The organism is Leeuwenhoekiella marinoflava DSM 3653 (assembly GCF_900129005.1).
Taxonomy (GTDB): domain Bacteria; phylum Bacteroidota; class Bacteroidia; order Flavobacteriales; family Flavobacteriaceae; genus Leeuwenhoekiella; species Leeuwenhoekiella marinoflava.
In genome coordinates this window covers 13,578-37,306 of the sequence record NZ_FQUN01000018.1, presented here as the reverse complement: position 1 = coordinate 37,306, position 23,729 = coordinate 13,578, and the positions used below count along the sequence as shown (strand labels likewise).

Annotated in this window: 17 protein-coding genes; 9 read left to right on the top strand and 8 right to left on the bottom strand. The window is 37.7% G+C overall.

The window, feature by feature from the left end; all coding sequences use genetic code 11:
* The first annotated feature begins 52 nt into the window (after window positions 1-52).
* The 4 genes from BUB91_RS15820 to BUB91_RS15805 all read left to right on the top strand — a co-directional run bounded on the left by BUB91_RS15820 (window position 53) and on the right by BUB91_RS15805 (window position 8,986).
* Window positions 53-3,409 carry a CRTAC1 family protein gene (locus tag BUB91_RS15820; RefSeq protein ID WP_073100250.1) on the top strand — a complete coding sequence of 1,119 codons (3,357 nt, stop codon included), beginning with the start codon at window positions 53-55 and terminating at the stop codon, window positions 3,407-3,409.
* Complete coding sequence (locus BUB91_RS15815) at window positions 3,402-6,641, top strand: VCBS repeat-containing protein (RefSeq protein WP_073100312.1); 3,240 nt, start codon at window positions 3,402-3,404, stop codon at window positions 6,639-6,641. The genes BUB91_RS15820 and BUB91_RS15815 overlap by 8 nt, the downstream gene beginning before the upstream one ends.
* A gap of 87 nt (window positions 6,642-6,728) precedes the next feature.
* On the top strand, window positions 6,729-8,078 hold the full coding sequence (locus tag BUB91_RS15810) for a vanadium-dependent haloperoxidase (protein ID WP_073100249.1): 1,350 nt from the start codon (window positions 6,729-6,731) through the stop codon (window positions 8,076-8,078).
* 8 nt (window positions 8,079-8,086) lie between these two features.
* Complete coding sequence (locus BUB91_RS15805; RefSeq protein ID WP_073100248.1) at window positions 8,087-8,986, top strand: GyrI-like domain-containing protein; 900 nt, start codon at window positions 8,087-8,089, stop codon at window positions 8,984-8,986.
* 9 nt (window positions 8,987-8,995) lie between these two features.
* Here BUB91_RS15805 and BUB91_RS15800 read toward each other — a convergent pair whose 3' ends face one another.
* The 5 genes from BUB91_RS15800 to BUB91_RS15780 form a co-directional block, all read right to left on the bottom strand.
* Window positions 8,996-9,616, bottom strand: coding sequence for a MarC family protein (locus tag BUB91_RS15800; protein WP_073100247.1), 621 nt, complete (start codon window positions 9,614-9,616; stop codon window positions 8,996-8,998).
* A gap of 105 nt (window positions 9,617-9,721) precedes the next feature.
* Window positions 9,722-9,937 carry a hypothetical protein gene (locus tag BUB91_RS15795; RefSeq protein ID WP_073100246.1) on the bottom strand — a complete coding sequence of 72 codons (216 nt, stop codon included), beginning with the start codon at window positions 9,935-9,937 and terminating at the stop codon, window positions 9,722-9,724.
* A 218-nt stretch (window positions 9,938-10,155) separates the two neighbouring features.
* Window positions 10,156-12,462 carry a glycoside hydrolase family 65 protein gene (locus BUB91_RS15790; protein WP_073100245.1) on the bottom strand — a complete coding sequence of 769 codons (2,307 nt, stop codon included), beginning with the start codon at window positions 12,460-12,462 and terminating at the stop codon, window positions 10,156-10,158.
* Between the two features lie 2 nt (window positions 12,463-12,464).
* A complete protein-coding gene (gene pgmB, locus BUB91_RS15785) occupies window positions 12,465-13,121 on the bottom strand; it encodes a beta-phosphoglucomutase (protein ID WP_073100244.1) in 657 nt (218 codons plus the stop codon).
* A gap of 2 nt (window positions 13,122-13,123) precedes the next feature.
* Complete coding sequence (locus BUB91_RS15780) at window positions 13,124-14,170, bottom strand: LacI family DNA-binding transcriptional regulator (RefSeq protein WP_073100243.1); 1,047 nt, start codon at window positions 14,168-14,170, stop codon at window positions 13,124-13,126.
* Between the two features lie 158 nt (window positions 14,171-14,328).
* Between BUB91_RS15780 and BUB91_RS15775 the strand changes: the two genes are divergently transcribed.
* From BUB91_RS15775 to BUB91_RS15765, 3 genes are read left to right on the top strand one after another with little or no spacing between them, the layout of a single operon-like run.
* Window positions 14,329-15,879 (top strand): glycoside hydrolase family 32 protein, encoded by a 1,551-nt coding sequence (locus BUB91_RS15775; RefSeq protein ID WP_073100242.1) that lies wholly within the window; start codon window positions 14,329-14,331, stop codon window positions 15,877-15,879.
* 19 nt (window positions 15,880-15,898) lie between these two features.
* The gene (locus BUB91_RS15770; protein ID WP_073100241.1) at window positions 15,899-17,236 is read left to right on the top strand and encodes a sugar porter family MFS transporter; all 1,338 of its coding nucleotides are present in this window, start codon (window positions 15,899-15,901) and stop codon (window positions 17,234-17,236) included.
* On the top strand, window positions 17,236-18,129 hold the full coding sequence (locus BUB91_RS15765) for a carbohydrate kinase family protein (RefSeq protein WP_241652641.1): 894 nt from the start codon (window positions 17,236-17,238) through the stop codon (window positions 18,127-18,129). Before BUB91_RS15770 ends, BUB91_RS15765 begins: the two co-directional genes overlap by 1 nt.
* Here the strand turns inward: BUB91_RS15765 and BUB91_RS15760 are convergent, their stop codons facing one another.
* The gene (locus BUB91_RS15760; RefSeq protein WP_073100240.1) at window positions 18,130-19,554 is read right to left on the bottom strand and encodes a pyridoxal phosphate-dependent decarboxylase family protein; all 1,425 of its coding nucleotides are present in this window, start codon (window positions 19,552-19,554) and stop codon (window positions 18,130-18,132) included.
* A 196-nt stretch (window positions 19,555-19,750) separates the two neighbouring features.
* Here BUB91_RS15760 and BUB91_RS15755 point away from each other — a divergent pair, with 196 nt between their 5' ends.
* Together BUB91_RS15755 and BUB91_RS15750 are read left to right on the top strand one after the other, a co-directional pair.
* Window positions 19,751-21,493: a TrkH family potassium uptake protein gene (locus BUB91_RS15755; RefSeq protein WP_073100239.1), complete on the top strand. Its 1,743-nt coding sequence runs from the start codon at window positions 19,751-19,753 to the stop codon at window positions 21,491-21,493.
* Between the two features lie 13 nt (window positions 21,494-21,506).
* Window positions 21,507-22,190 carry a potassium channel family protein gene (locus BUB91_RS15750; RefSeq protein WP_073100238.1) on the top strand — a complete coding sequence of 228 codons (684 nt, stop codon included), beginning with the start codon at window positions 21,507-21,509 and terminating at the stop codon, window positions 22,188-22,190.
* A gap of 1 nt (window position 22,191) precedes the next feature.
* Here the strand turns inward: BUB91_RS15750 and BUB91_RS15745 are convergent, their stop codons facing one another.
* Together BUB91_RS15745 and BUB91_RS15740 are read right to left on the bottom strand one after the other, a co-directional pair.
* Complete coding sequence (locus tag BUB91_RS15745; protein WP_073100237.1) at window positions 22,192-22,971, bottom strand: hypothetical protein; 780 nt, start codon at window positions 22,969-22,971, stop codon at window positions 22,192-22,194.
* Window positions 22,972-22,991: 20 nt separating this feature from the next.
* A complete protein-coding gene (locus tag BUB91_RS15740) occupies window positions 22,992-23,723 on the bottom strand; it encodes an MIP/aquaporin family protein (RefSeq protein ID WP_073100236.1) in 732 nt (243 codons plus the stop codon).
* Window positions 23,724-23,729 lie beyond the last annotated feature (6 nt).

Here is a 23,729-nt window from a genome sequence, read left to right as displayed (position 1 = left end):
AAATGCTTAAGTGTTCATCAAAGCACGTATTTTTATAAAAACATATTCATCTATGCGTTTTTCTTTCAAAAACATCATTTTACTAAGTGGCCTTGTACTGGCTTCTTGCTCCTCCAAAGAGGATAAAAAAAATGAAGAAAAATCAACCCCCGATAAACCTGCTTTATTTAGCCTGCTCAACGCAGAGCAGACCGGTATCGACTTTGTAAATCAAATTCAAAACGAAAAGGATTTCAACATCTTCAAATACCGCAATTTCTATAATGGCGGAGGGGTTGCAATAGGAGATATTAATAATGATGGGCTTGCAGATATTTATATGACTGCAAATATGGGGCAAAACAAACTGTACCTCAATAAAGGCGATTTTAAGTTTGAAGACATTACCGAAAAAGCCGGGGTGGGCGGCGATAAGCCTTGGTCTACAGGAGTAGTAATGGCTGATGTAAATGCAGACGGTTTGCTGGATATCTACGTAAGTAATGCCGGCAATATGAAAGGAGACAATCACGACAATGACCTCTACATCAACAACGGGGATTTGACCTTCACCGAGAAAGCTCAGGAATTCAATCTTGCTAAATCTGGCTTTTCAACTCAGGCCAGTTTCTTTGATTATGACAAAGATGGAGATCTTGATGTGTATATATTAAACAATAGCAACGTCCCCGTAAGTGGTCTTGGCTATGCTGAGCAACGGGATACCCGTGCCGAAAACTGGGAAAATGTTCCGGACATTTTTAAAGGAGTCGGCGATTTACTGATGCGCAACGATGGTGACACCTTTACAAACGTTAGTGAAGAAGCAGGTATTTACGGCAGTCTTATAGGTTTTGGACTGGGCGTTATGATCACCGATATCAATAATGACTTATGGCCTGATATTTATATCTCAAACGACTTCTACGAACGAGACTATCTCTATATCAATCAAAAAGACGGCACCTTTAAAGAAGAGATAAAAAACTGGACGTCTCACCTTTCTCTTTCAGCAATGGGAGTTGATATTTCAGACATCAACAACGACGGTCTGCAGGATATTTTTATCACCGATATGCTCCCCGAACCCGAAGAGCGTGTAAAATCGGTAATGGAGTTTGATAATTACAACGTATACAAGCTTAAACAGAGTAAGGATTTTTATCAGCAATTTATTCAAAATACACTTCAGGTTAATAACGGTAATGGCTCATTTATCGAAACGGCATATTACAGTGGTATAGATGCAACAGACTGGAGCTGGGCCGGCTTGTTAGTTGATTTAGATAATGACGGTTACCGCGACATTTATGTCACAAATGGTATCAATCACGATTTAACAGACCTAGACTTTGTAGACTTTTTCGCCAATGAAATTATTCAAAATATGGCTTTAACCGGCAAGCGTCAGGCAATAGATTCTATAATAGATAAAATGCCTAAAAAACCTTTGCCTAATGCGGTGTATCGCAATAAAAAGAATCTCAAATTTGAAGATGTCGGCAAACTGTGGGGGCTTGATACGCCTAGTATGTCTAATGGTTCTGCATATGCAGATTTGGACAATGATGGAGATTTAGACTTGGTTGTAAACAATGTAAATATGCCGGTGTTCATCTACCGCAACGAAAGTAGGCAGCAGAATGACAATCGTTATATAAAACTAAAATTTAAAGGAGGTGAGCAAAATCCTTTTGCGGTAGGTGCTTCGGTAAGATTATATTTTGATGGTGAAGAAATCCTGCAGGAATTATATCCGGTGCGTGGTTTTCAATCCTCAATGGATTATGAGATGACCATTGGCCTAGGAGAAACGCAAACCATAGATTCGTTACGCGTGCTTTGGCCTGATGACAAAACGCAAATATTAAAAGAAGTAGCTACAAATCAAACTTTAAATCTTGATCAGGCAGAGGCTACAGAAGTGTTTATTCCGCGAAAGCGAAAAACAGGCCCACAATTACTTACTGAACTCAATAACGATAAGCTAAAACCTAATAAAGAGAATAACTATAACGACTTTGATTACGAAGGTTTAATTGCTAAAAAACTTTCTCAAGAAGGCCCGGCGATTGCTGTAGGCGATGTAAATAATGACGGTAACGAAGATATTTTTGTTGGAGGTCCCAGCGGAAGCTCAGGAACACTTTATCTACATCAAGGAGATGGAAAACTGAATAAAAAAAGCCAGGCACTTTTTGATGAAGATTCTAATTTTGAAGATACAGCTGCTGCATTTTTTGATGCTGATGGCGACGGAGATCTGGATTTACTGGTTTCTTCGGGCGGTAATGAAGTTGGTAAAAAAGAACTGCTCAAACCACGATTGTATCTCAATGACGGTAAAGGAAACTTCAGCAGATCACCCAATGAGCTTCCTTCTGCATTTCAAAATATGAGCGTTGTTGCCCCTTATGATTTTGATGGCGATGGCGATATAGACGTTTTTATTGGTTCGCGCAGCGTTGTAGGTGTTTATGGAATTGACCCGCAACACTTATTTTTAGAAAACACCGGAAATGGAGTTTTTGTTGATGCCACCGAACGCTTGGCTTACGATACTAAAGATGCCGGAATGGTTACCGATGCGATCTGGCTTGATGTAGATGGTGATGACAAAAAAGACCTGATTACCGTTTCAGAATGGGGAGCGCCATTGGTTTATAGAAATTCAGGTAAAAGACTTTCTCTAAAAGAAAATAATCTGAGCGACAAGACCGGCTGGTGGAATACAATAACCGCAGTTGACATAGATAATGATGGAGATATAGATTTGGTTTTAGGAAACGAAGGAGAAAACCTGCACTATTTACCAACGGTAGAAAACCCAATGTCGATGTACATCAATGATTTTGACAATAACGGGACTATTGAGCAAATCACAACCATGCATAAAAACGGAAAAGATTATCCGTTGCATCAGAAGAAAGAAATCACAGCGCAGATGAGTTCGCTTAAAAAGCAAAACTTAAAAGCTTCAGATTATGCAAGCAGATATATTGATGAGATCTTTTCTGAAGAAAGCTTGAAAAATGCGATTAAGAAAACAGTGAAATATCCTCAGTCTATGCTGGCGATTAATGATGGTAATGGTAATTTCAGTCTAAAACCACTTCCCTACCAGATACAACTCTCGTGTGTATGTGATATTGTTTCGGCAGATATCAATAAAGATGGTCTTGCTGACTTGATCATGGCAGGTAACAATTTTGAATTTAAGCCACAGTATTCTCAACTGGATGCGAGTTTTGGTAGCGTATTACTTAACGAAGGTGATGCGAATTACAAGTGGCAGGATTATGAAAAGAGTGGATTCTTCATAAAAGGTGAAGTAAAACACTTATCGACCTTTACCGATAAAAACGGAAAGGTTTATCTTATCGCTTCTGTAAACAATGAAAAACCTAAGATATTTGCGCTTAATGAATAAAGCTGTTGTACTCATATTATTAGGTTTTGTGATTTTTTCGTGTTCGAAAGAGTCCGAATTATTCACCAATCCTGATATTGAAAAAACCGGAGTAAGCTTTCAAAACACGCTTACTGCGACTGAAGATATGAATATCTTAGATTATCTCTATTTTTATAACGGAGGTGGTCTTGCAATTGGCGATATCAATAACGACGGATTGCCCGATATTTATTTTTCAGGAAATCAGGTTAAAAATCAACTCTACCTCAACAAGGGAGGTCTTCAGTTTGAAAACATTACTGAAACTGCCGGAGTTGCCGGAAACAGCGACTGGAATACTGGTGCGGTAATGGCAGATATTAATGGCGATGGACTACTTGATATTTATGTTTGTGCTGTTGTAGGACTTAATGGTTTAGATGGTAACAACGAACTTTTTATAAATAATGGTGATGGCACATTTACAGAACGTGCTGCAGAATATGGTCTTGATTTGGACACCTTTTCTTCTTCCGCAGCCTTTCTAGATTATGACTTAGACGGCGATTTAGACATTTATATTCTCAACCACGCGGTACATACTCAGACTTCGTTTGGCAAAGCAGATTTAAGGTACAAGCGCAATGCACAAACCGGTGATCGTTTGATGCGTAATGATGGAGATCATTTTACAGACGTGAGCGAAGAAGCGGGTATTTATGGCGGAATGAACAGTTATGGATTAGGGATTGCAGTATCAGACTTTAATCTAGATGGTTATCCTGACATCTACATTGGTAATGATTTTCATGAAGATGATTATTATTACATCAATAACGGCGATGGTACATTTACCGAAGCTTTAAAAGAGCATTTTGGCCACACCAGCAGATTCTCTATGGGTAGCGATGTAGCTGACTTAAACCATGACGGCTGGCCAGATTTGATCTCGTTAGATATGCTTCCGCAGGATGAAGAAGTTTTAAAATCTTCTGAAGGTGATGACAACATACAAACGCAGCGTCTGCGAACCAATCGCTATGGGTATCACTATCAGTTCACCCGCAATATGCTTTTTATTAATCGCGAAGGTGGCGACTATCAAGAGACGGCATTATTGAGTGGTGTTGCGGCTACAGACTGGAGTTGGAGTGCACTTTTTGGCGATTACAATCAAGATATGGAACAAGATTTATTCATCTCAAATGGGATCCCCAAACGACCAAATGATCTGGATTATATCAAATTTGTCTCTAGTGATCAAATTCAGAGTAAAATAAATAATACACACTTCATTGATCAGAAAGCTTTGGATATGATGCCTAGCGGAGCAACTCACAATTATGTGTATGAAGGCAGCTCTAATCTTATCTTTAAAGATCAATCCGGTAAATGGATTACAAATGACACAATCGTTTCCGGAGCAACAGCTTATGCTGATTTAGATAATGATGGGGATCTGGATTTACTGACCAATAACATCAATGCTGCTCCTACCTTTTACATCAACCAGATTAATCAAAAAGCAAACTATCTCAAACTGAAACTAAGTTCAAAAAGCAAAAATAACTTTGCTATTGGCGCCAAAGTCTACACCTATACAAATGGAATAAAACAGTTTAAAGAATTGTATCCCGTGAGAGGGTTTCAAGCTTCTTCAGAACCACTGATTCATTTTGGTTTGGGACAAGAAAAAATTGTTGATTCTATTCGTATCATCTGGCCAGATAATACCAGCCAAAAGTTGACTAACATTAAAGCCAATCAAACTTTGAAAGTTAATCAAGAAGGCACTCAACTCTTTAATTATGCTAATCTCAAACCAAAAAAAGAGCTCCTTTTTACAGCAGTTACAGATAGCTTAGGCCTTGATTTTGTTCATAAAGAAGATGCGTATTCAGACTTTGACCGGGAGAAATTGATTCCGTATCAGATAGGTGATCGCGGACCGGCAGTTGCTCAAGGTGATTTAGATGGTGACGGCAAAGAAGACCTGTTCTTTGGTGGTTCTAAATACATCACTTCACAAGTTTACCTAAAAAAAGAGGCTACCTATCAGCGTGTTAGTTATCCGGCTATTCTCAATGATTCTATCAATGAAGAAGTAACGGCACTTATAGCAGATTTTAATCAAGATGGAAAAAACGACCTAATGACTGGTACTGCGGGAGGCGACTTTTTCAACAGAGCAAAGCCGTTAGTGGATGGCTTATATTTAAATAAAACAGAAGGTTTTGAGAAGTCAACTATGCCTGAGCTTTTTGACAATACTTCGGTATTAGCAACATATGATTATGATAACGACGGCGACTTGGATGTCTTTGCAGGCACTCAAACTATCACGGGAAGTTTTGGTAAAACACCGGTTTCTTACCTTTTGGAAAATAACAAAGGTTCTTTCCGCGTAGCACAAGAATTTAAAGATCTTGGCATGGTAACCGCTGCTGTTTGGGACGACTTCAATGGCGATGGCGTAAAAGATCTCATTGTAGTTGGTGAATGGATGGCGCCTACTTTTCTTAAAAATAAAAATGGAAGACTTACAAAAATAGATGTTGGTACAGAAGAATTAAACGGACTGTGGCAAAGCATTATTCCGTTTGATATAGATGGAGATGGAGATACAGATTATATCGTAGGAAACTGGGGCGAAAACAGCAAGTTTAAAGCTTCTGAAGACGCTCCTATGCTGATGTATTATAATGATTTTGACAAAAATGGACAAACCGAAACCATTGTCACCACAGCAAAAGACGGAAAATATTATCCTTTAATGGGGCTTGATGCACTGGCTTCGCAAGTAGTTAGTTTAAAAAAGAAATACCACAGCTATAAAGATTTTGCCGGCCAAACTATTGAGCAAATTCTTACGGAAAAGCAAGTAAAAACAAGTAAAAAACTTGAAGTAAACACCTTAGAAACGGGCTATTTACGCAATGAAAACGGGCGGTTCACTTTTATACCTTTAGGCTATGATTTTCAGGTTGCTCCCGTGTTAAGTTTTTGTAAATTTGATTTTGACAATGACGGAAAAGATGAGATTCTTGCAGCAGGAAACTATTTTGGTGTTCAGCCATTTCACGGAAGACTAGACAGCTTTGGCGGAGTTTTAATTAAAAATGCAGATACGTTTATTCCCGGAGATCAAATCGGTTTAGATTTTACACAAAAATCAATACGTCATTTAAATATTCTTTCGTTAAAAGGTCAAAAGTATTTATTGGCAACACCTAATAACGCTGCTATTCAACTTTATAAATTGAAAAATTAAACACAACTTTTACAAGGCTTACTTGTGAAAAGTAATAAAATAAGAAATCGTTTTCATAAATTCATTTCTTTAAATAAGTTCAAGACTATGTTTAAAAAATTAAGCTTCCTTTTTATAATTGCTCTGGTATTTACTTCTTGTACTAAAGAAGAAACACCGCTTACAGTAAGTCCGGATGATTATAACAACGCGGTAGATAAAGTGACCGAAGTGATTATTCACGATATTTTCTCACCGCCGGTTGCCAGTCGTATTTATTCATATTCAAATATTGCAGCTTATGAGATTCTAGCTCAGAACAATCCTGACTATGTTACACTTGCTGGTCAATTAACCGACTTAAAAGAAGCGCCTAAACCTGATGCCGGTGCAGCAGTTAACTATAATGTTGCGGCATTAATTGCACAAATGGAAATTGCAAAAAGTCTTATTTTTTCTGAAGACCGTATAACAGAAATGCGTGACAGCTTATATATGAAATGGGAAGAGCTAAATCCTACTGAATTAGCAGCATCTAAGGACTACGGTTTAAAAGTTGCTGACCACATTAAAAGCTGGATGGATGGTGATATGTATAAGCAAACGCGTACCATGCCAAAATTCTCAGTAAATCCTGATAATCCATCAAGATGGCAACCTACTCCACCTGCTTATATGGACGGTATAGAGCCGCACTGGATGAAAATTCGAACCTTTGTAATTGACTCTGCATCTCAATTTAAACCCATTCCTCCTCCAGAATTTTCTATGGAAGAAGGCTCAGAATTTTACAAGCAATTGATGGAAGTTTACGATGTACGTAACGAGATGACAGAAGAAGGAGATACTTCAGAAAAAATGGGTATTGCTAAGTTTTGGGATTGTAACCCATATGTTTCTACTCATAAAGGACATTTAATGTTTGCTACTAAAAAGATCACTCCGGGTGGTCACTGGATAGGTATTGTGAAAATTGTTACAAAAAAAGCCAACGCAGACTTGATGGAGACCGTTTACGCATACACCAAGACTTCTATTGCACTCTTTGATGGATTTATAAGCTGTTGGGACGAAAAATACAGAAGTAACCTTATACGTCCTGAAACGCTCATCAATCAGTACATAGATGATGGTTGGGCTCCAGTATTGCAAACTCCGCCGTTTCCTGAATACAGCAGTGGTCACTCTGTGGTTTCTGGTGCAGCGGCAGAAGTTCTTACGGAAATCTATGGAGATAATTTTCAGTTTGACGATGATACTGAAACCGATTACGGACTTCCGGTGCGTAGCTTTGATTCCTTTAGAAAAGCTTCTGAAGAAGCTGCTTTAAGCAGACTTTATGGTGGTATTCATTATCGTGCTGCTATTGACGAAGGGCTCAAGCAAGGCCGCCAATTAGGCCAGTTTGTGGTTCAAAATCTTAAAATGAAAACCAACACCGCTCAAGCTTCTAATTAATTGCAATTATGAAAAAAGCACGTCTTGCTATCGGCGCAATATTAGTTGTAGCTGTAGGCTGGTATTTGTTCATTAAGCCAAGTGATTACATAATTAATTTTAAAGTAAAAACAACTCCGGGCACGGTGATGCAATCAGTAATCTCATGGAATTACGATTTGCCGGATAGTGAAATCATTCAGAAAGGTATAGCTGAAGTTGTTCAACAAAGACACTTTGGGGACTCTGTTGTAAATTATAATTACAGCGCCAAGATGATTAATGACTCAATCACTCAAGTAAGCGTTGGCGTTAAAGATCTCAACAATAGTTTTATTAATAGGTTGACCATTCCGTTTAGCAATTCGCTTTTTAAAACAAGAAGCATTGCCAACGTTGATACTTTTTTTGAGATTTTACGCGAGCATTTAGACCAAATTAAAATCGAAGTTACCGGCATAGAAAAAACGCCTGCAATTTATTGCGCATTTGTTTCTTTAAAAGGATTACAAGTAGAAAAAGCGATGGGGATGATGCGCAATTACAGCTATATTAACGAAGTCTTATCAAGCAATAATGTAGAGCTTAATGGCTCTCCTATTATTGAAGTAACAGACTGGAATATCAAAACGGATAGTATCGCGTATAATTTTTGTTTCCCTATAAAACGTTCTGAAAACCTACCTATTACCAAAGACATCAAATACAAACGCCTCTTTGAAAAAGAAGCTATTCACGCTGTTTATAACGGAAACTACATCACTTCAGATCGTGCCTGGTATGCTTTGTTAGAGTATGCCAAAAAGAATAATATCGACGTCGAGAACCAACCGATTGAAATTTTTTACAACAACCCCAATATGGGTGGCAATGAGTTAGACTGGAAAGCTGATATCTATTTACCGCTAAAGCAAGATGATCCTTTATAATCAAAAGCTTTAAGCTAAAAAATCAAAGCTTAGTTTTATGCCTTGTATCACCATTGTTGTACCTATAATGGCTATGATCAATCCCATTATTTTACCAATAACTGAAATCACATTCCCTCCTATTTTACGGGCGATGAAATCACTTAGACTAAAGGCGATATAGGTTAGTAAACACATCAAACCAAAAATCAATATCACCAAACCTATATTTACATAAGAAGGATTTGACACGAAATTAGTTGCAGTAACGATTGTGCCGGGACCGGCTAGAATGGGGATTGCTAGTGGAGAAACAGCTATATTCTCATCAAAATTAGGCTCTTTTAAATGCTTTACATTTGACTTTTTAGACTGAAGCATTTCAAAACCTACATAGAAAATCAAGATTCCACCGGTGATTTTAAATGCCGGAATTGTTATCCCAAAAAGTCCGAAAATAAACTTCCCCAAAAGCACAAAAATCGTAATGATTATAAACGCAACCAAAACGGCTCGCTTATTCACGTTTTGCTTTTCTTCTCGGGTCGCGCCTTCGGTTAGTGATATAAAAATAGGAATGTTTGATAACGGATTCATTATCGCAAAAAAGCCTGTAAATACAGATATTGAATAGGTAAGAATATCATCCATAAACGTCAATTTTAATTTGGGTATTTATTGAAATATACAATTAAATCTCAATATCAAGAACCTTATCTTGCGCAGCTGCTTCCTTATCTTTTTTAGTTCCTATACCTACTCCAATTGCAATTCAAAAGACATCCCAATCCCTAAATAAGCCATATTACCCAATGCTGCTCCAAAAGCTGAGATCTCAATTACTACCCATTTTCTTCGATAGTAAATTTTGGTTACGGCTCCGGTTTCTTTTTCTAATAGTGCTAAAACTGCATACTGCAATTTTCTAATTTGCTTTAGCAATTCTTTGTCAGACCCGAAAAACTCATTCAATTCTTCAATTTTAAATTTAAATCAATCGTCACATTATCAGGAAAATTCTTTAATTGCAATTCTGTAAGTAAGCTTCTCATACTGCATATAAACTTTGCTCTAAGGTATTAGATCCTAGCGATTTTTAAGTTGTTTTAATTCCACAGTAAGTTCTATAAAACAAAAAAGCCTTTACTCACAAACTGAGAAAAGGCTTAATTTTTCAACTAATTTCTAATTTAAACCTCAACTGCTGCATCAGAAGTTACTCGTATTTGTTTACCATCAACCAAAATATCCAGATCATCACCGGTGTCAAGGCTAAAGGTATATTTATCTTTACGTACTGCTACTTTTAGAATCTGGTTTCTAAAATTCAGTTTAAAAGAAAATCCTTCCCATGCTTTTGGCATTTTTGGAGCGAACGATAACGTGTCATCTTTAATTCGCATTCCACCAAAACCTTCAACAACACTCATCCACGTACCTGCCATACTTGTGATATGCAAGCCTTCGTGTACCTCTTTATTATAATCATCAAGATCTAAACGGGATGTTCTCAAATAAAACTCATAAGCTTGATCCATCTGTCCCAGTTTTGCAGCCTGAATTGCGTGCACACACGGACTCAAAGAAGACTCGTGAACGGTAAATGGTTCGTAAAAATCGAAATGCTTTTTCAGCTCTTCTTCTGTGAAATGATCTTCAAAAACATAAAATCCCTGAAGTGTATCTGCTTGTTTTATATAGGGGGAGCGTAAAATTCTATCCCAACTCCATTTTTGATTGATAGGACGCTCTGCTTTATCCAAATCTGCAACAGTGATCAACTCTTTATCTAAAAAACCATCTTGCTGTAAATACACATCTTCTTCTTCAGAAAAAGGTAAATATATCTTGTCTGAAACATCTGTCCAAGAATTTAATTCTTCATTAGAAACACCGGTTATTTCTGCAATGCGTTTGTAATCTGAACCAAATTCTTTAGCAACCTTTTTGGTATGTTCTACCGCATAGCTCAAGCACCATTTCGCCAGATAGTTGGTATAAAAATTATTATTTACGTTATTTTCATACTCATTAGGCCCGGTCACCCCAAGAATCACAAACCGTTCTTTTTTAGCAGACCAGGTTGCGCGTTGTTTCCAGAAACGAGCTACGGCGATCATTACCTCTAAACCTTTTTCAGGAATGTAACTGTAATCACCTGTATAGTTGAGATAATCTCTAATGGCGAAAATCATTGCACCATTACGATGTATTTCTTCAAAAGTGATTTCCCACTCATTGTGACATTCCTCGCCGTTCATAGTAACCATAGGATACAATGCTGCACCATTTTTAAAACCTAATTTCTCAGCATTCTCAATCGCTTTTTCTAAGTGATTGTAGCGATAGGTCAGTAAATTTCGAGCAACTTCCTGATCTTTAGTAGCCATATAGAATGGCAAACAATACGCTTCGGTGTCCCAATAAGTTGATCCGCCATATTTCTCCCCGGTAAATCCTTTAGGACCTATATTTAAACGAGCGTCTTTACCTAAATAGGTTTGATTCAATTGAAAGATATTGAAACGTATTCCCTGCTGGGCTTTTACATCTCCTTCAATAACAATATCTGCCATTGACCAGATTGTCGCCCAATCTTCTTTTTGTTTGGATAATAAGCTATCAAAACCTGCTTCTAACGCAATTTCTAAAACTGAAGTCGCTGCCTTCTTTAAATCATCTTTATCGTGATTGAAAGAAGTGATGTATCCTGCATATTTTTGAACAGCAAAAGTTTCTCCCTCGCGTATATCGGTCTCATAAACGTGACCGATATACGTATCTGTTTTACTGGTTTTTAATGTAAGAGATATTTCTTTTCCATCTACCGTGAAGGTGTTAGACATCGCAGTACATACATAAAAAAAAGTTTTCATCGTATGGGCAGAAATAAAAGCTTTATTTCCGTCTTCTTCTACTTCGAGGGTATTCCAGAATTTATCATCCCAGTTTGTATCCTCATTGGTGATACCGCTATCTAAATACGGCTCATAACTGATACTCACATCTTTGTTTAGCGGAGTAACTTCATAATTGATAGCTCCCAGTTCATCGTGTTCCAAACTCAAAAAGCGTTTAGATTTCACTTTAAGTTTGGTTCCGTTTTGGAGTTCAGCCTCAAAGCTTCTACCAAGCCAGCCTTCTTTCATATTGAGTTCACGACGAAATTTAGAAACACTTTTTGCTGTGTTTAAATCCAGCGATTCCCCATCAACTTTTACTTTAATCCCTATCCAACTCGGTGCATTAAGTACTTTTGCAAAATATTCCGGATAACCATTTTTCCACCAACCTACACGCGTTTTATCAGGATAATAGACACCTCCTATATAACTTCCTTGAAACGTTTTCCCGCTGTATTCTTCTTCAAAATTGGCACGTTGTCCCATTGCCCCATTACCTATACTAAAGAGGCTTTCTGAAGATTTTACGCGTTCTTTCTCAAATCCTTCCTCTATAACTGCCCAAGGAGCAGGTACTATATAATCTTGATTCATGGTTATGCGTTGATTAGTTGGTCTAAAAATGCAATATCAATTTCTGTAAAATCATTAAAATTATGATCGGCTTCATGTAAAACCTTGGCACTACCAATCCCTACACTTACCATATCAACGCTATTTGCTGCCTGAATACCGGCGATAGAATCTTCAAAAACGATAGCATCTGTATATTCTATTTCTAGCTCGTCTGCACCTATGGTAAAAACTTCAGGGTCTGGCTTTGCTTTCTGGACATGATTGCCATCTACAATGCAGTCAAATAGATCAAAAAGTCCCACGCGTTTTAAAATAGGCTGTGCATTTTTACTTGCAGATCCCAACGCCATAGGAATGTTTTTTTCTTTAAGATAGGTAAGCACTTTAAGTACTCCGGGTAGAATATCATCTTTAGTCATCTTAGCAATATAACTTAGATACTCTTTATTTTTAGAAACCAACCAGCCTTCCTTTTGCTCTTCTGTAGCTTTAACGCCTCCTATTTCGAGTAAAATATCCAAAGAACGAACGCGGCTTACCCCTTTAAAACGTTCATTTTGTTCTTCAGTAAACTCAAAACCCAGTTCGTTTGCTAAATTTCGCCATGCGAGATAATGAAATCCTGCTGTATCTACAATTACTCCATCTAAATCAAAAATAAATCCCTTCTTGCTCATAATTAGCGTTTGATAACTTCTTTTGTAGACTCACGTTCTACCAGACTGGTGTCTATATAAGCTGTACTGTACTCTTCTTCTTCATCTTCAGGACGCTCTAACTTATCTATAAGCATCGCTGCAGCTTTACGCCCCATTTCTTCACCGTGCTGACTTACCGCAGTAAGACTAGGTACGGCATGCTCAGATAATTGACCGTCAGTAAAACATACTAATGAAATATCTTCTGGAATTTTCTTACCTAAACCGCTAATTACACGTGAAGCGTGAACAGCAAAAAGTTCGTTTACTGTAAAAACTCCGTCGAGGTCATTTTTAATAATAAACGCTTCAATACGCTTTTTAGATTTATCAGAAAGATCATCAATATTGTCTAGCTTAAGAATACGCTTATCATCCGGCTCAATACCAAAATCGTCCAAAGCATCCAAGTAACCTTCCGTTCTTAAACGTCCTACACTTACATAATCTTCACTGGTAATAATTCCTATTTTACGACAACCCGAGCGTATCATGTGGGTAACCCCTTTTTTAGCTCCTTCTTTATCGTCAATAAGAACACGGTCACATTTTATGCCCTCTACCACACGGTCAAACATCACAACCGGCATACCTTGTTCTATAACTTCATTTAAATGGTGATAGTCTTCTTTAAGCATCGTCTCTTTTGATACCGAAAGTATAAAACCATCTGTACTCCCATTTGCAAGCAATTCCATATTGAGAACCTCTTTGTCAAAATCATTATTTGACAAACAGATAATCACATTATAATTTTTCTCTCGTGCCTCATGCTCAATTCCCTGTATCACAGTTGTAAAGAAATGGTGAACAATTTGTGGAATGATAACACCTATAGTATTGGTCTTACGATTCTTTAAACTCAGGGCTATGTTGTTTGGCTTATAATTATAAAGCTTGGCATAAGCCTTTATTTTCTCACGCGTTTCTTCACTAATTTCTGGGCTGTCTCGCAAAGCTTTTGAAACTGTAGAGATTGATACTCCCAGTTCTTTTGCGATTGATTTTAGGGTCAGCTTTCTTTTCATAATTTGGGAAAAAGAATTAATAATATAAAGTCTATTCTTATAGACTATTCAAAAAATATTGTTGTGGCAAATTTACAAGACTAAATCGATTAAGTTCAGTTAAATTGTTTTAAATTTCCGCCGAAATAAAAACTATTTTCTAATTAAAGTCATTTAGTATGAAATACTTATCTTCAATTTTACTAGCCTTTTTGATTATGACTGCATGCAAAAAAGAAAATACCACAAATACTACCCCTAAAGATACGGTAGTTAAAGCATATTACGAAAATTTTCGCCCACAATATCATTTTTCTCCGGAAGCTCACTGGATGAATGATCCTAACGGGCTGGTTTATAGCGACGGCACTTATCATTTATTCTATCAGTTTTACCCTGATTCTACAGTCTGGGGACCTATGCACTGGGGACACGCTACCAGTAAAGATCTTAAAAAGTGGAACAACGAGCCTGTTGCTTTAGCTCCTGATAGTTTAGGTTATATATTTTCAGGAAGTGCAGTTATTGATCATAACAACACTTCTGGTTTTGGCACTTCTGAAAACCCAGCTTTGGTTGCGATGTTCACCTATCACGATCCTGTAAGAGCAGAACAAAAAACAACCAATTACCAGTATCAAGGCATAGCATACAGTCTAGATAACGGTCAGACATTTACTAAGTACGCTAACAATCCTGTTGTACCTAACAGCGATAACCTTGTAGATTTTAGAGATCCTAAAGTTTTCTGGCACGAAGCTTCTCAAAAGTGGGTTTTACTTCTTGTGGGCGGAGATCGTGCTATGATTTACAATTCAGATAATTTAAAAGAATGGAACTACCTCAGTGATTTTGGTCAAAACACTGGCGCACACGGTGGTGTTTGGGAATGTCCTGATCTTTTCCCGCTAACGATTGAGGAAACCGGTGAGACTAAATGGGTTTTGCTCATCAGTATCAATCCGGGTGCTCCTAACGGTGGTTCTGGAACTCAATATTTTATAGGTGAATTTGACGGAGAAACCTTTACCACTTCGCAAACCGAAGAAAAATGGATTGATCTGGGAAGAGATAATTATGCCGGTATCACTTACAACAACCTCCCGGGTGAGGAGCGTATTTTTATAGGTTGGATGAGCAATTGGGATTACGGTCAAGTTACTCCTACCGAAAAATGGCGTAGTGCGATGACGCTTCCTCGGAAGTTAGAGTTGTATAATAACGAAGAATATTTCTTGACTAATCCACCTATCGAAACATTAACTGAAGGTCTCAAAACAGAAACTCCTGAAATAAATAAAAAAAATGGAAACTATGCGTTTTCTCACTCTGAACTGAATCAATCTAAAGTAGCGTTTGACCTCCCAAAACCGCTTAGCGATTTCAACATAAAACTAAGCAATACTAATGGTGAACAACTTTTAATCACCTATAATTCAGTTAAGAAAGAATATAGCTTAGACCGAAGCAAGAGTGGTTATACCAATTTTTCTGACGCATTTGCTTTACCGATTATGAAAGCTCAAGCTAATTTTAAAAAGGGAGATTCCGCAGATTTTTCAATCTACATTGATGCCTCATCTGTCGAGTTTTTTGGAGATGGTGGTGCTAATACCATGACCGCACAGTTTTTTTCTAGCAAACCTTATACAGAATTCAGTATTGAGACAAAAGACAAACCCAAAACTATTAAAATAACCCCTATTCCTTCCATTTGGAAAGAAAACTAACACGAATTAATTCACGTTTATGAAAGCAGTTCAAAAATGGTCAATAACAGTAGCGCTTGCGGGCTTTCTGTTTGGTTTTGACACCGTTGTTATTTCAGGAGCTAACCTGCCTGTAAAAGAATTATGGAACCTCTCCCCTTGGTTTCACGGCTTATTCATTATGTCTATGGCTTTGTGGGGAACCGTATTAGGTTCTTTAACCGGCGGTATTCCTTGTGATAAATTTGGTCGTAAAAAAACCTTGTTTTGGATAGGTATTTTATATTTCGCATCAGCTTTAGGTTCTGCTTTATCCCCAGACCCTTATCTGTTTTCATTCTTTAGATTTATTGGTGGTGTGGGAGTTGGTGCATCTTCGGTTGCAGCACCTACTTATATTTCAGAAATCACAACCGCTTCAAATCGAGGTAAATTAGTTGCCTTATATCAATTCAATCTCGTTCTGGGTATTCTCATTGCTTTTTTCTCAAACTATCTTTTAGAAGGTTTTCAAGGTGAAAACGACTGGCGTTGGATGATGGGTGTAGAGGCGATTCCTGCGCTACTTTACACTTTATTGGTACTCACCGTTCCCGAAAGTCCCCGCTGGTTACTGCATAAGAAAAAAGATGAGAAAGCTGCTTTTGGGGTTTTAAATCAGGTTTATGATGAAACTGAAACTCAGCAAAAAATAGACGCTATAAAAACAGAACTTGCTAAAACATCTGACGACATCAAACTCTTTACAAAGCGTTTTAAAAAGCCACTAATTCTAGCCTTTTTAATTGCATTTTTCAATCAGGTCTCTGGTATAAACTTTATACTGTATTACGCACCAGAGATTCTGGTAAAAGCTGGTTTGGCAACAGAAGATTCGCTCTTAAATTCTATTTCTATAGGTGTTGTGAATCTTATTTTCACCTTTGTCGGCGTAAGTCTAATAGACCGCTTAGGCAGACGTACCTTAATGTATATCGGTTCTTTTGGCTACATCATCAGTTTAGTCACCGTTGCCTGGTGCTTTTATAATGGTTCAAGTCCAGCAGTATTACTCACATTCATTTTAATTTTTATTGCATCTCATGCAATAGGACAAGGAGCAGTTATCTGGGTATTTATTTCTGAAGTCTTCCCTAATAAAGTACGTGCATACGGGCAATCTTGGGGTACCGGAACACATTGGATCTTTGCGGCTTTAATCACACTTTTAACCCCTGTATTTTTAGATGGTGAAGACGGGGTTTTCAAAGACAACCCCTGGCCTATTTTTGCATTCTTTGCATTTATGATGTTTTTACAATTGCTATTTACCAAGTTTATGATGCCGGAAACCAAAGGTATTTCTCTCGAAGAATTAGAAGAAAAAATCTTAGGATAATGAAAGATATGTTAAGTGCCATTTCTTATGGTGAAATTTTATGGGATGTTTTCCCTGATGGAAAAGCACTGGGTGGCGCACCGCTCAATTTATGCCTGAGACTAAAAAGTCTAGGGCTTACCGTGAAAATGATTAGCCGGTTAGGATCAGATCCTCTTGCTGAAGAAACACGAACTGCTATTGAAAAGTTTGATCTTGATCAAAGCCTGATACAAGAAGATAATTCCCTAGAAACCGGTCAGGTTTTAGTGAATTTAGATTCAAGTGGTAGTGCTTCATACACCATAAAAGAGCCTGTAGCATGGGATGCAATTGCATCTACAGAAAGCAATAAAAAAGCTGTATCACAAACTGATCTTTTTATATTCGGTTCTTTGGCAGCTCGCAGCGAGACTTCTCGCAATACCTTAAAAGAGCTACTTGCTAAAGCTAAATATGCAATTTTTGATGTAAACCTGCGTGCACCACATTATAAAATGGAGCATCTTATTCAGTTTATGAAGCAGGCTGATATGATCAAAATGAATGATGAAGAGCTGGAAGAAATCGCTCAACATCTTGACATCAAAAGTCAAAATATTTCTGAGCAAATTGAAGCGATTAGCAAGCATACAAATACTTCTCTCATCTGCGTAACTTGTGGTAGTGAGGGAGCTATCTTATATCAAGACGGTAAAATTCACAAACACTCCGGCTATAAAATAGAGGTTGTAGATACCGTAGGTGCAGGAGACTCTTTTCTTGCCGGTTTGATTTATCAACTAGTTATGGTTGAAAACAACGCTGAAAAATCATTGGCTTTCGCTTGTGCTTTAGGCTCGCTGGTAGCAGGCAAAAAAGGCGCTAACGCAAAGATTTCAAAAGAAAAAATATCAGAAAAAATGGCGGAATAATTATTCTGCCATTTTCTCACACAATGCAATTGTTTCTTCAACATCCGCAAGAGTAGTTCTTGGGTTTATCAGACACATACGTAAAACAATTTGTCCGTTTAAAACCGTAGTCACCAGCATTGCTTCTCGCGAATTCACAACACGTTCAGATATCTTAGAATTCAGTTCATCAAGCTCTTTCTCAGATAGATTCTGATTTATAGGATGGTATCTGAAATTAATCACCGCAAGGGTTGCTGGTGACACCACTTCCCACTTAGCGCTTTTACGCAGAATGCTTTCTACCTTTTCACACAGATCAAAGTTGTATTGCACAGCCTGACGGAAAGCATTGAGACCAAAGGTTTTTACACTCATATAAAATTTAAGCGCTCTAAAACGGCGCGTAAGCTGTATCCCGTGATCGTAGAAGTTGATTTCAGACTTATTACCTTCTACATCTTTAAGATACTCAGGAACTTCAGTAAACGTACCACTCAACCACTTGTGATTGCGCACTAATAAGCACCCCATTTCATACGGCTGATAAAACCATTTATGCGGGTCAACGGTAAGTGAATCTGCTTTTTCAACCCCTTTTAAAAGTTGTTTTCCATTTTTAGAAAGGATTGCTGCACCACCATATGCTCCATCAATATGAAACCATAAATCTTCTTTTTTAGCAATCTCTGACAACTCTGTAAGTTGATCAACGGTACCGGTATTTGTTGTTCCTGCCGAAGCCAATAAACAAAATGGCTTCCACCCTTCTAACCGGTCCTTGTTGATTGCATTCTTTAGTTTATTTATAGCAAACTTGAATTCCATATCTGTTGGAATCAAACGTATCTGTTCCTTTCTAAAACCCATCACGCGTATCGCCTTGATGTTTGAAGAATGTGCCTGATCTGATAAGTAAATCACCGCTTTAGAAAAATCATCACCGCATTTTATATTTCGGGCTGTAATTAGCGCTGTAAGATTAGCCATAGATCCACCACTGGTAAAAATACCTCCACCACGCTTTTTAGGAAAACCATAAAGATTGAGTAACCAGTTTATAGTCACAATCTCTAATTCTGCTGCTGCCGGAGAAGCTGCCCATCCACCAGAGAACACATTAAAACCGGTAGCCAACGCATCAGCCATTGCACTTACATAATTGCTAGGTCCGGGCACAAAAGAGTAAAATTTAGGATGACTCATGATGTTAGTGTAAGGCATCACTTTTTCCATTACCGTATTAAAAACATCATCTACAGATGTTGCATCTTCAGGTACATCCTCTCTCAACAAAGAATCCATCTCCTCCCTACTTGCCTGAGCTACCGGCTTCTCTTTATGTTGATTGAGGTGATGCGCAACAATAGCATCTACCACCTGATAACCATATTCTCGCATTTCTTGCTCAGATAATTCTAAACGTGCTGCTGCTTGTGCTTCCATAAGGTTCTAAATTTTCTGCAAAACTAAGGCTTTAAGAAGCGCCTCAAAACTTTTAAGTTACAAGATTTAAGCATTCAACACCTTACTCAAAGTTTATCTAAAGTTTAAGACTTTAAATCTAGCCTCTGCCTAAGTTGGCGTAACTTTGCGCTGCAATTTCAATATGCTGAATTTGAAAGAATCATTTTCCAAAATAATGACGTTAAATACATTATTTCGTTCTGCTTTCGTTATGAGCTTAATTGGGGTTTTTGCATTCATTTTAGATTTTGGCTATGAGCAGTCTGAAGAAATTCAATTGTTTTTAAATGCATATTACCTCATCGTTCTATTTATAGGTATTGCTACTACGCTAATCAGGTATTTTATTCAGTCTAAAAAGTTAAGCACTCAGGTTATTTTCTTTGATGCTGCTAGTATTTTACTCATCCTCTACATCATAGGGATTCATTTTTTTAGTCACGAAGCACACGACAAATTAGGCTTCTTATACAATGACAACTGGTTAAAAGCAGCAATCATCCTCACCTTTATACGTGAATTTGCTGAGCGACGTCTTAACTACAGAAAAAGCCATTTAAATCCCGCTCAACTTTTTATTGCCAGCTTTGTAGGCATTGTGCTGTTTGGCGCCTTCTTATTGATGTTACCCAAAGCAACTTACGATGGCATTTCATTTCTAGACGCATTGTTTACCTCTACAAGTGCCGTATGTGTGACCGGGTTAATAGTGGTTGACACCGGAAGCTATTTTACGCCTTTAGGTCAAAACATCATTGTATTTTTAATACAGTTAGGCGGATTGGGAATTCTTACGTTCGCAAGTTATTTCAGCTATTTTTTTAAAGGCGTTTCTTCTTTTGAAAATCAGGTTGTGCTAAGTGATATGAATAATTCGCAGAAAATAGGCGAAGTATTTTCAACCCTAAAACGCATCTTGGTTATCACCTTTTCTATAGAAGCTATTGGTGCACTGATTATCTTTTTCAGTTTAAAAATAAAAGATATTCCCGAATTTACAGATCGTGTATTTTTTGCCGTATTCCATGCTATTTCTGCATTCTGTAACGCCGGATTCTCAACACTCTCAAACGGAATTTACGATATCAGCTTTAGATATAATTATATGCTTCAGCTTACGCTAATAGGTCTTTTTGTATTTGGTGGATTAGGGTTTCCTATAGTTATCAATATCATTAAGTATTTAAAATACAAAATCATAAATCCATTAAAACACCCGGATCGAAGTATTGTTTATAAGCCTTGGATTTTAAGTTTAAGCAGTAGAATAACCTTGATCACTACAAGTGCATTGACGCTTATAGGTACGTTTGTTTTTTATGCAAATGAATACCACAATACGCTAGAAGAGCATAGTGGGTTTGGTAAATTTGTGACCGCTTTCTTTGGCGCAACAACTCCAAGAACGGCAGGTTTCAATACACTTGATATGAACCAACTGCATTTTTCAACCATAATGCTAATCTTCTTGCTAATGTGGGTTGGTGCTTCACCGGCATCTACTGGTGGAGGTATTAAAACCAGCACTTTTGCTATTGCTACTCTAAATTTTTTAAGTCTTGCGAAAGGAAAAGAACGCATAGAAGTTTACCGCAGAGAAATCGCCGATATTTCGGTGAGACGCGCTTTTGCAATTATCTCTTTATCGCTGGTTGTTATTGGCTTTGCTGTTATTGCAATCGCTTCTTTTGACCCCGATAAAACCTTACTCAGTATCGCCTTTGAATGTTTTTCGGCATACAGTACTGTAGGACTCAGTTTAGGGATCACTTCAAGTCTTTCTGCAGCAAGTAAAGGAGTTTTAATTCTGGTGATGTTTATAGGAAGGGTAAGTATGCTTACTATTATGATTGCTTTTTTTAGAAAAATTAAACACAAAGCATACCGATACCCTACAGAAGAAATTTTGATCAATTAAAAGAATTTAGAAGATGAAATATATCATTATAGGCTTAGGAAGTTTTGGCGCATCACTCGCCGAAAAACTAACCGCTCAGGGAAATGAAGTGATTGGGATTGATATCAAAATGCCACGTGTAGATGCTTTAAAAGAAAAAATAACACACACCATTTGTCTCGATGCCACTGATGAATCTACCGTTAGCGGACTCCCACTGAAAGACACCGATATTGTAATTGTTGCCATTGGTGAAAATCAAGGAACCAATGTAATGGTAACGGCACTTTTTAAAAACTTAGAAGTTAAAAAACTCATCAGCCGAGCAGTAAATACGCTACACGAAAATGTCTTAAATGCTATTGGAGTTGACGAGATTGTGCATCCTGAGCAAGAGAGTGCAGAGCGCTGGGCAAAACGCCTTTGTATGCGTGGCGTTGTCGATTCATTTGAACTGAATGATTACTTCAGTATTGTTGAGGTAAAGCTTCCTGCTCACTATGAAAATAAAACCGTAGAAGAAGTTCAGTTTAGAGAGCGTTATAACCTATTGGTTTTAACAACCTTAAAAAATGCTCACGTAGAAACTAACATGGGTAAAAAGAAAACAATAATAGATGTACAAAGTGTCGCCACACCCAAGCTTTTACTTGAGCAAGGCGACATCTTAGTACTTTACGGCTCTAATAAAGACATTAGAAAATTTATAAACTCGTAATTTAAAACAGCGTAACTGCTACTTCAATTGCGCCATATTCCTGCTCCGGATTCCACATTGCAGTTGCTGTAAAGGGCAAAGTAAACTTTTTAAGTACCGTTACTTCTTTAGCATAAATAAGCCCCAGATTGGTCACATTAGGATGCTCACCATAAAAGTGCGCTTCATTTTCAAAAGAAAAAGCACCTCCCACAAATGCGTTCACCGACCAGTCTTTTTTCTGAATCAAACCGTAGCTCGCTTCTACATAATTAGAAAAAGCATTCCGCAATTTACCAGAGCTGGTTACATAGGTATCTCTACCCTGCACGATAGTACTCCACGATAATTTAAGCGGAATAGGCTTAAATTGATATCCCAAGGTCACATCAATAAAATGTGATGTTGTGCTTCGATCGTAATCAAAAATCTTTGCATCTGGGTAATCACTTGAGTTATTGATATCCCAAACTGCCAATGAAAACCCGTTTGTAGTATAAGAAGCATAGTAGTCAAACTCAGTGTAATACCCTGTTACTCCAGCACCACCCCAAAGACCGGCTTTAAATTTCCCATTTCTTGAAGTATAGTTGAGATCAACATCTACTACCGGTGCATCGGTTACTCGCAAACCCTTCCACAAGTGCATGGTTTTTACCTTTAAATTGAAGTCAAAAGGCTGGTATTTTGAAGATGTTGAATCTACTATTTCAAGATCTGATAAACGTAAGTCTTCCTGTGCCTGTAGTTGCTGAAGTGCAAATATGCACATCAGCATCAAGGCAGATTTGAATAATTTCATAAAAGTGTTTTAGCTATAAATTAGTTTAAGACTAGGTAAAGAGATGCAGCAATAATGGCTCCTAGAATAGGACCAAGTACAGGTATCCAGGCGTACCCCCAACCGCTGTCAATCTTACCTTTTATAGGCAATAATGCATGAACAATACGCGGACCTAAATCCCGTGCAGGATTAATTGCATATCCTGTAGTTCCTCCCAGAGAAAGACCTATTCCCCAAACTACAAATGCAACCGGAATTGCACCTATTGAACCCAGACCAACTTTTGTCCCGCTCCCGTCAGAAATCTCTGCATCAGCGAAGTAAAAAACACAAATAACTAAAACAAATGTGCCTAAAATTTCACTTACAATATTTCTAAAATTATTAGGGATAGCAGGGTCTGTACAAAATACCGCCCGCTTAAGTCCGCCGTCTTCTGTAGCGTCAAAATGATCTTTATACATCAAATACACTAAAGAGGAACCTATCATCGCTCCTAAAAATTCTGCTGCTAAATACGTAGGCACATCTGCCCAAGGGAATAAACCACTTACTGCTAAACCTATCGTAACAGCAGGATTAAGGTGTGCACCACTATAAGGACCTGCAACTACAACACCTACAAATACTGCAAGCCCCCAGGCTGTAGTGATGGTCATCCAACCTCCACCATTACCCTTAGTTTTACTTAAAAGATCATTTGCAACGATACCTCCTCCTAAAAGGATTAATAATGCTGTTCCTAATAATTCTGCTATAAATGGAGTCATGATTCA

Coding starts and splice junctions, on each gene's coding strand:
- BUB91_RS15770 (WP_073100241.1), top strand. CDS start 15,899: ATGAAAGCAGTTCAAAAATGGTCAATAACAGTAGCGCTTGCGGGCTTT.
- BUB91_RS15765 (WP_241652641.1), top strand. CDS start 17,236: ATGAAAGATATGTTAAGTGCCATTTCTTATGGTGAAATTTTATGGGAT.
- BUB91_RS15745 (WP_073100237.1), bottom strand. CDS start 22,971: ATGAAATTATTCAAATCTGCCTTGATGCTGATGTGCATATTTGCACTT.
- BUB91_RS15780 (WP_073100243.1), bottom strand. CDS start 14,170: ATGAAAAGAAAGCTGACCCTAAAATCAATCGCAAAAGAACTGGGAGTA.
- BUB91_RS15775 (WP_073100242.1), top strand. CDS start 14,329: ATGAAATACTTATCTTCAATTTTACTAGCCTTTTTGATTATGACTGCA.
- BUB91_RS15800 (WP_073100247.1), bottom strand. CDS start 9,616: ATGGATGATATTCTTACCTATTCAATATCTGTATTTACAGGCTTTTTT.
- BUB91_RS15815 (WP_073100312.1), top strand. CDS start 3,402: ATGAATAAAGCTGTTGTACTCATATTATTAGGTTTTGTGATTTTTTCG.
- BUB91_RS15820 (WP_073100250.1), top strand. CDS start 53: ATGCGTTTTTCTTTCAAAAACATCATTTTACTAAGTGGCCTTGTACTG.
- pgmB (WP_073100244.1), bottom strand. CDS start 13,121: ATGAGCAAGAAGGGATTTATTTTTGATTTAGATGGAGTAATTGTAGAT.
- BUB91_RS15755 (WP_073100239.1), top strand. CDS start 19,751: ATGACGTTAAATACATTATTTCGTTCTGCTTTCGTTATGAGCTTAATT.
- BUB91_RS15810 (WP_073100249.1), top strand. CDS start 6,729: ATGTTTAAAAAATTAAGCTTCCTTTTTATAATTGCTCTGGTATTTACT.
- BUB91_RS15805 (WP_073100248.1), top strand. CDS start 8,087: ATGAAAAAAGCACGTCTTGCTATCGGCGCAATATTAGTTGTAGCTGTA.
- BUB91_RS15740 (WP_073100236.1), bottom strand. CDS start 23,723: ATGACTCCATTTATAGCAGAATTATTAGGAACAGCATTATTAATCCTT.
- BUB91_RS15750 (WP_073100238.1), top strand. CDS start 21,507: ATGAAATATATCATTATAGGCTTAGGAAGTTTTGGCGCATCACTCGCC.
- BUB91_RS15790 (WP_073100245.1), bottom strand. CDS start 12,462: ATGAATCAAGATTATATAGTACCTGCTCCTTGGGCAGTTATAGAGGAA.
- BUB91_RS15760 (WP_073100240.1), bottom strand. CDS start 19,554: ATGGAAGCACAAGCAGCAGCACGTTTAGAATTATCTGAGCAAGAAATG.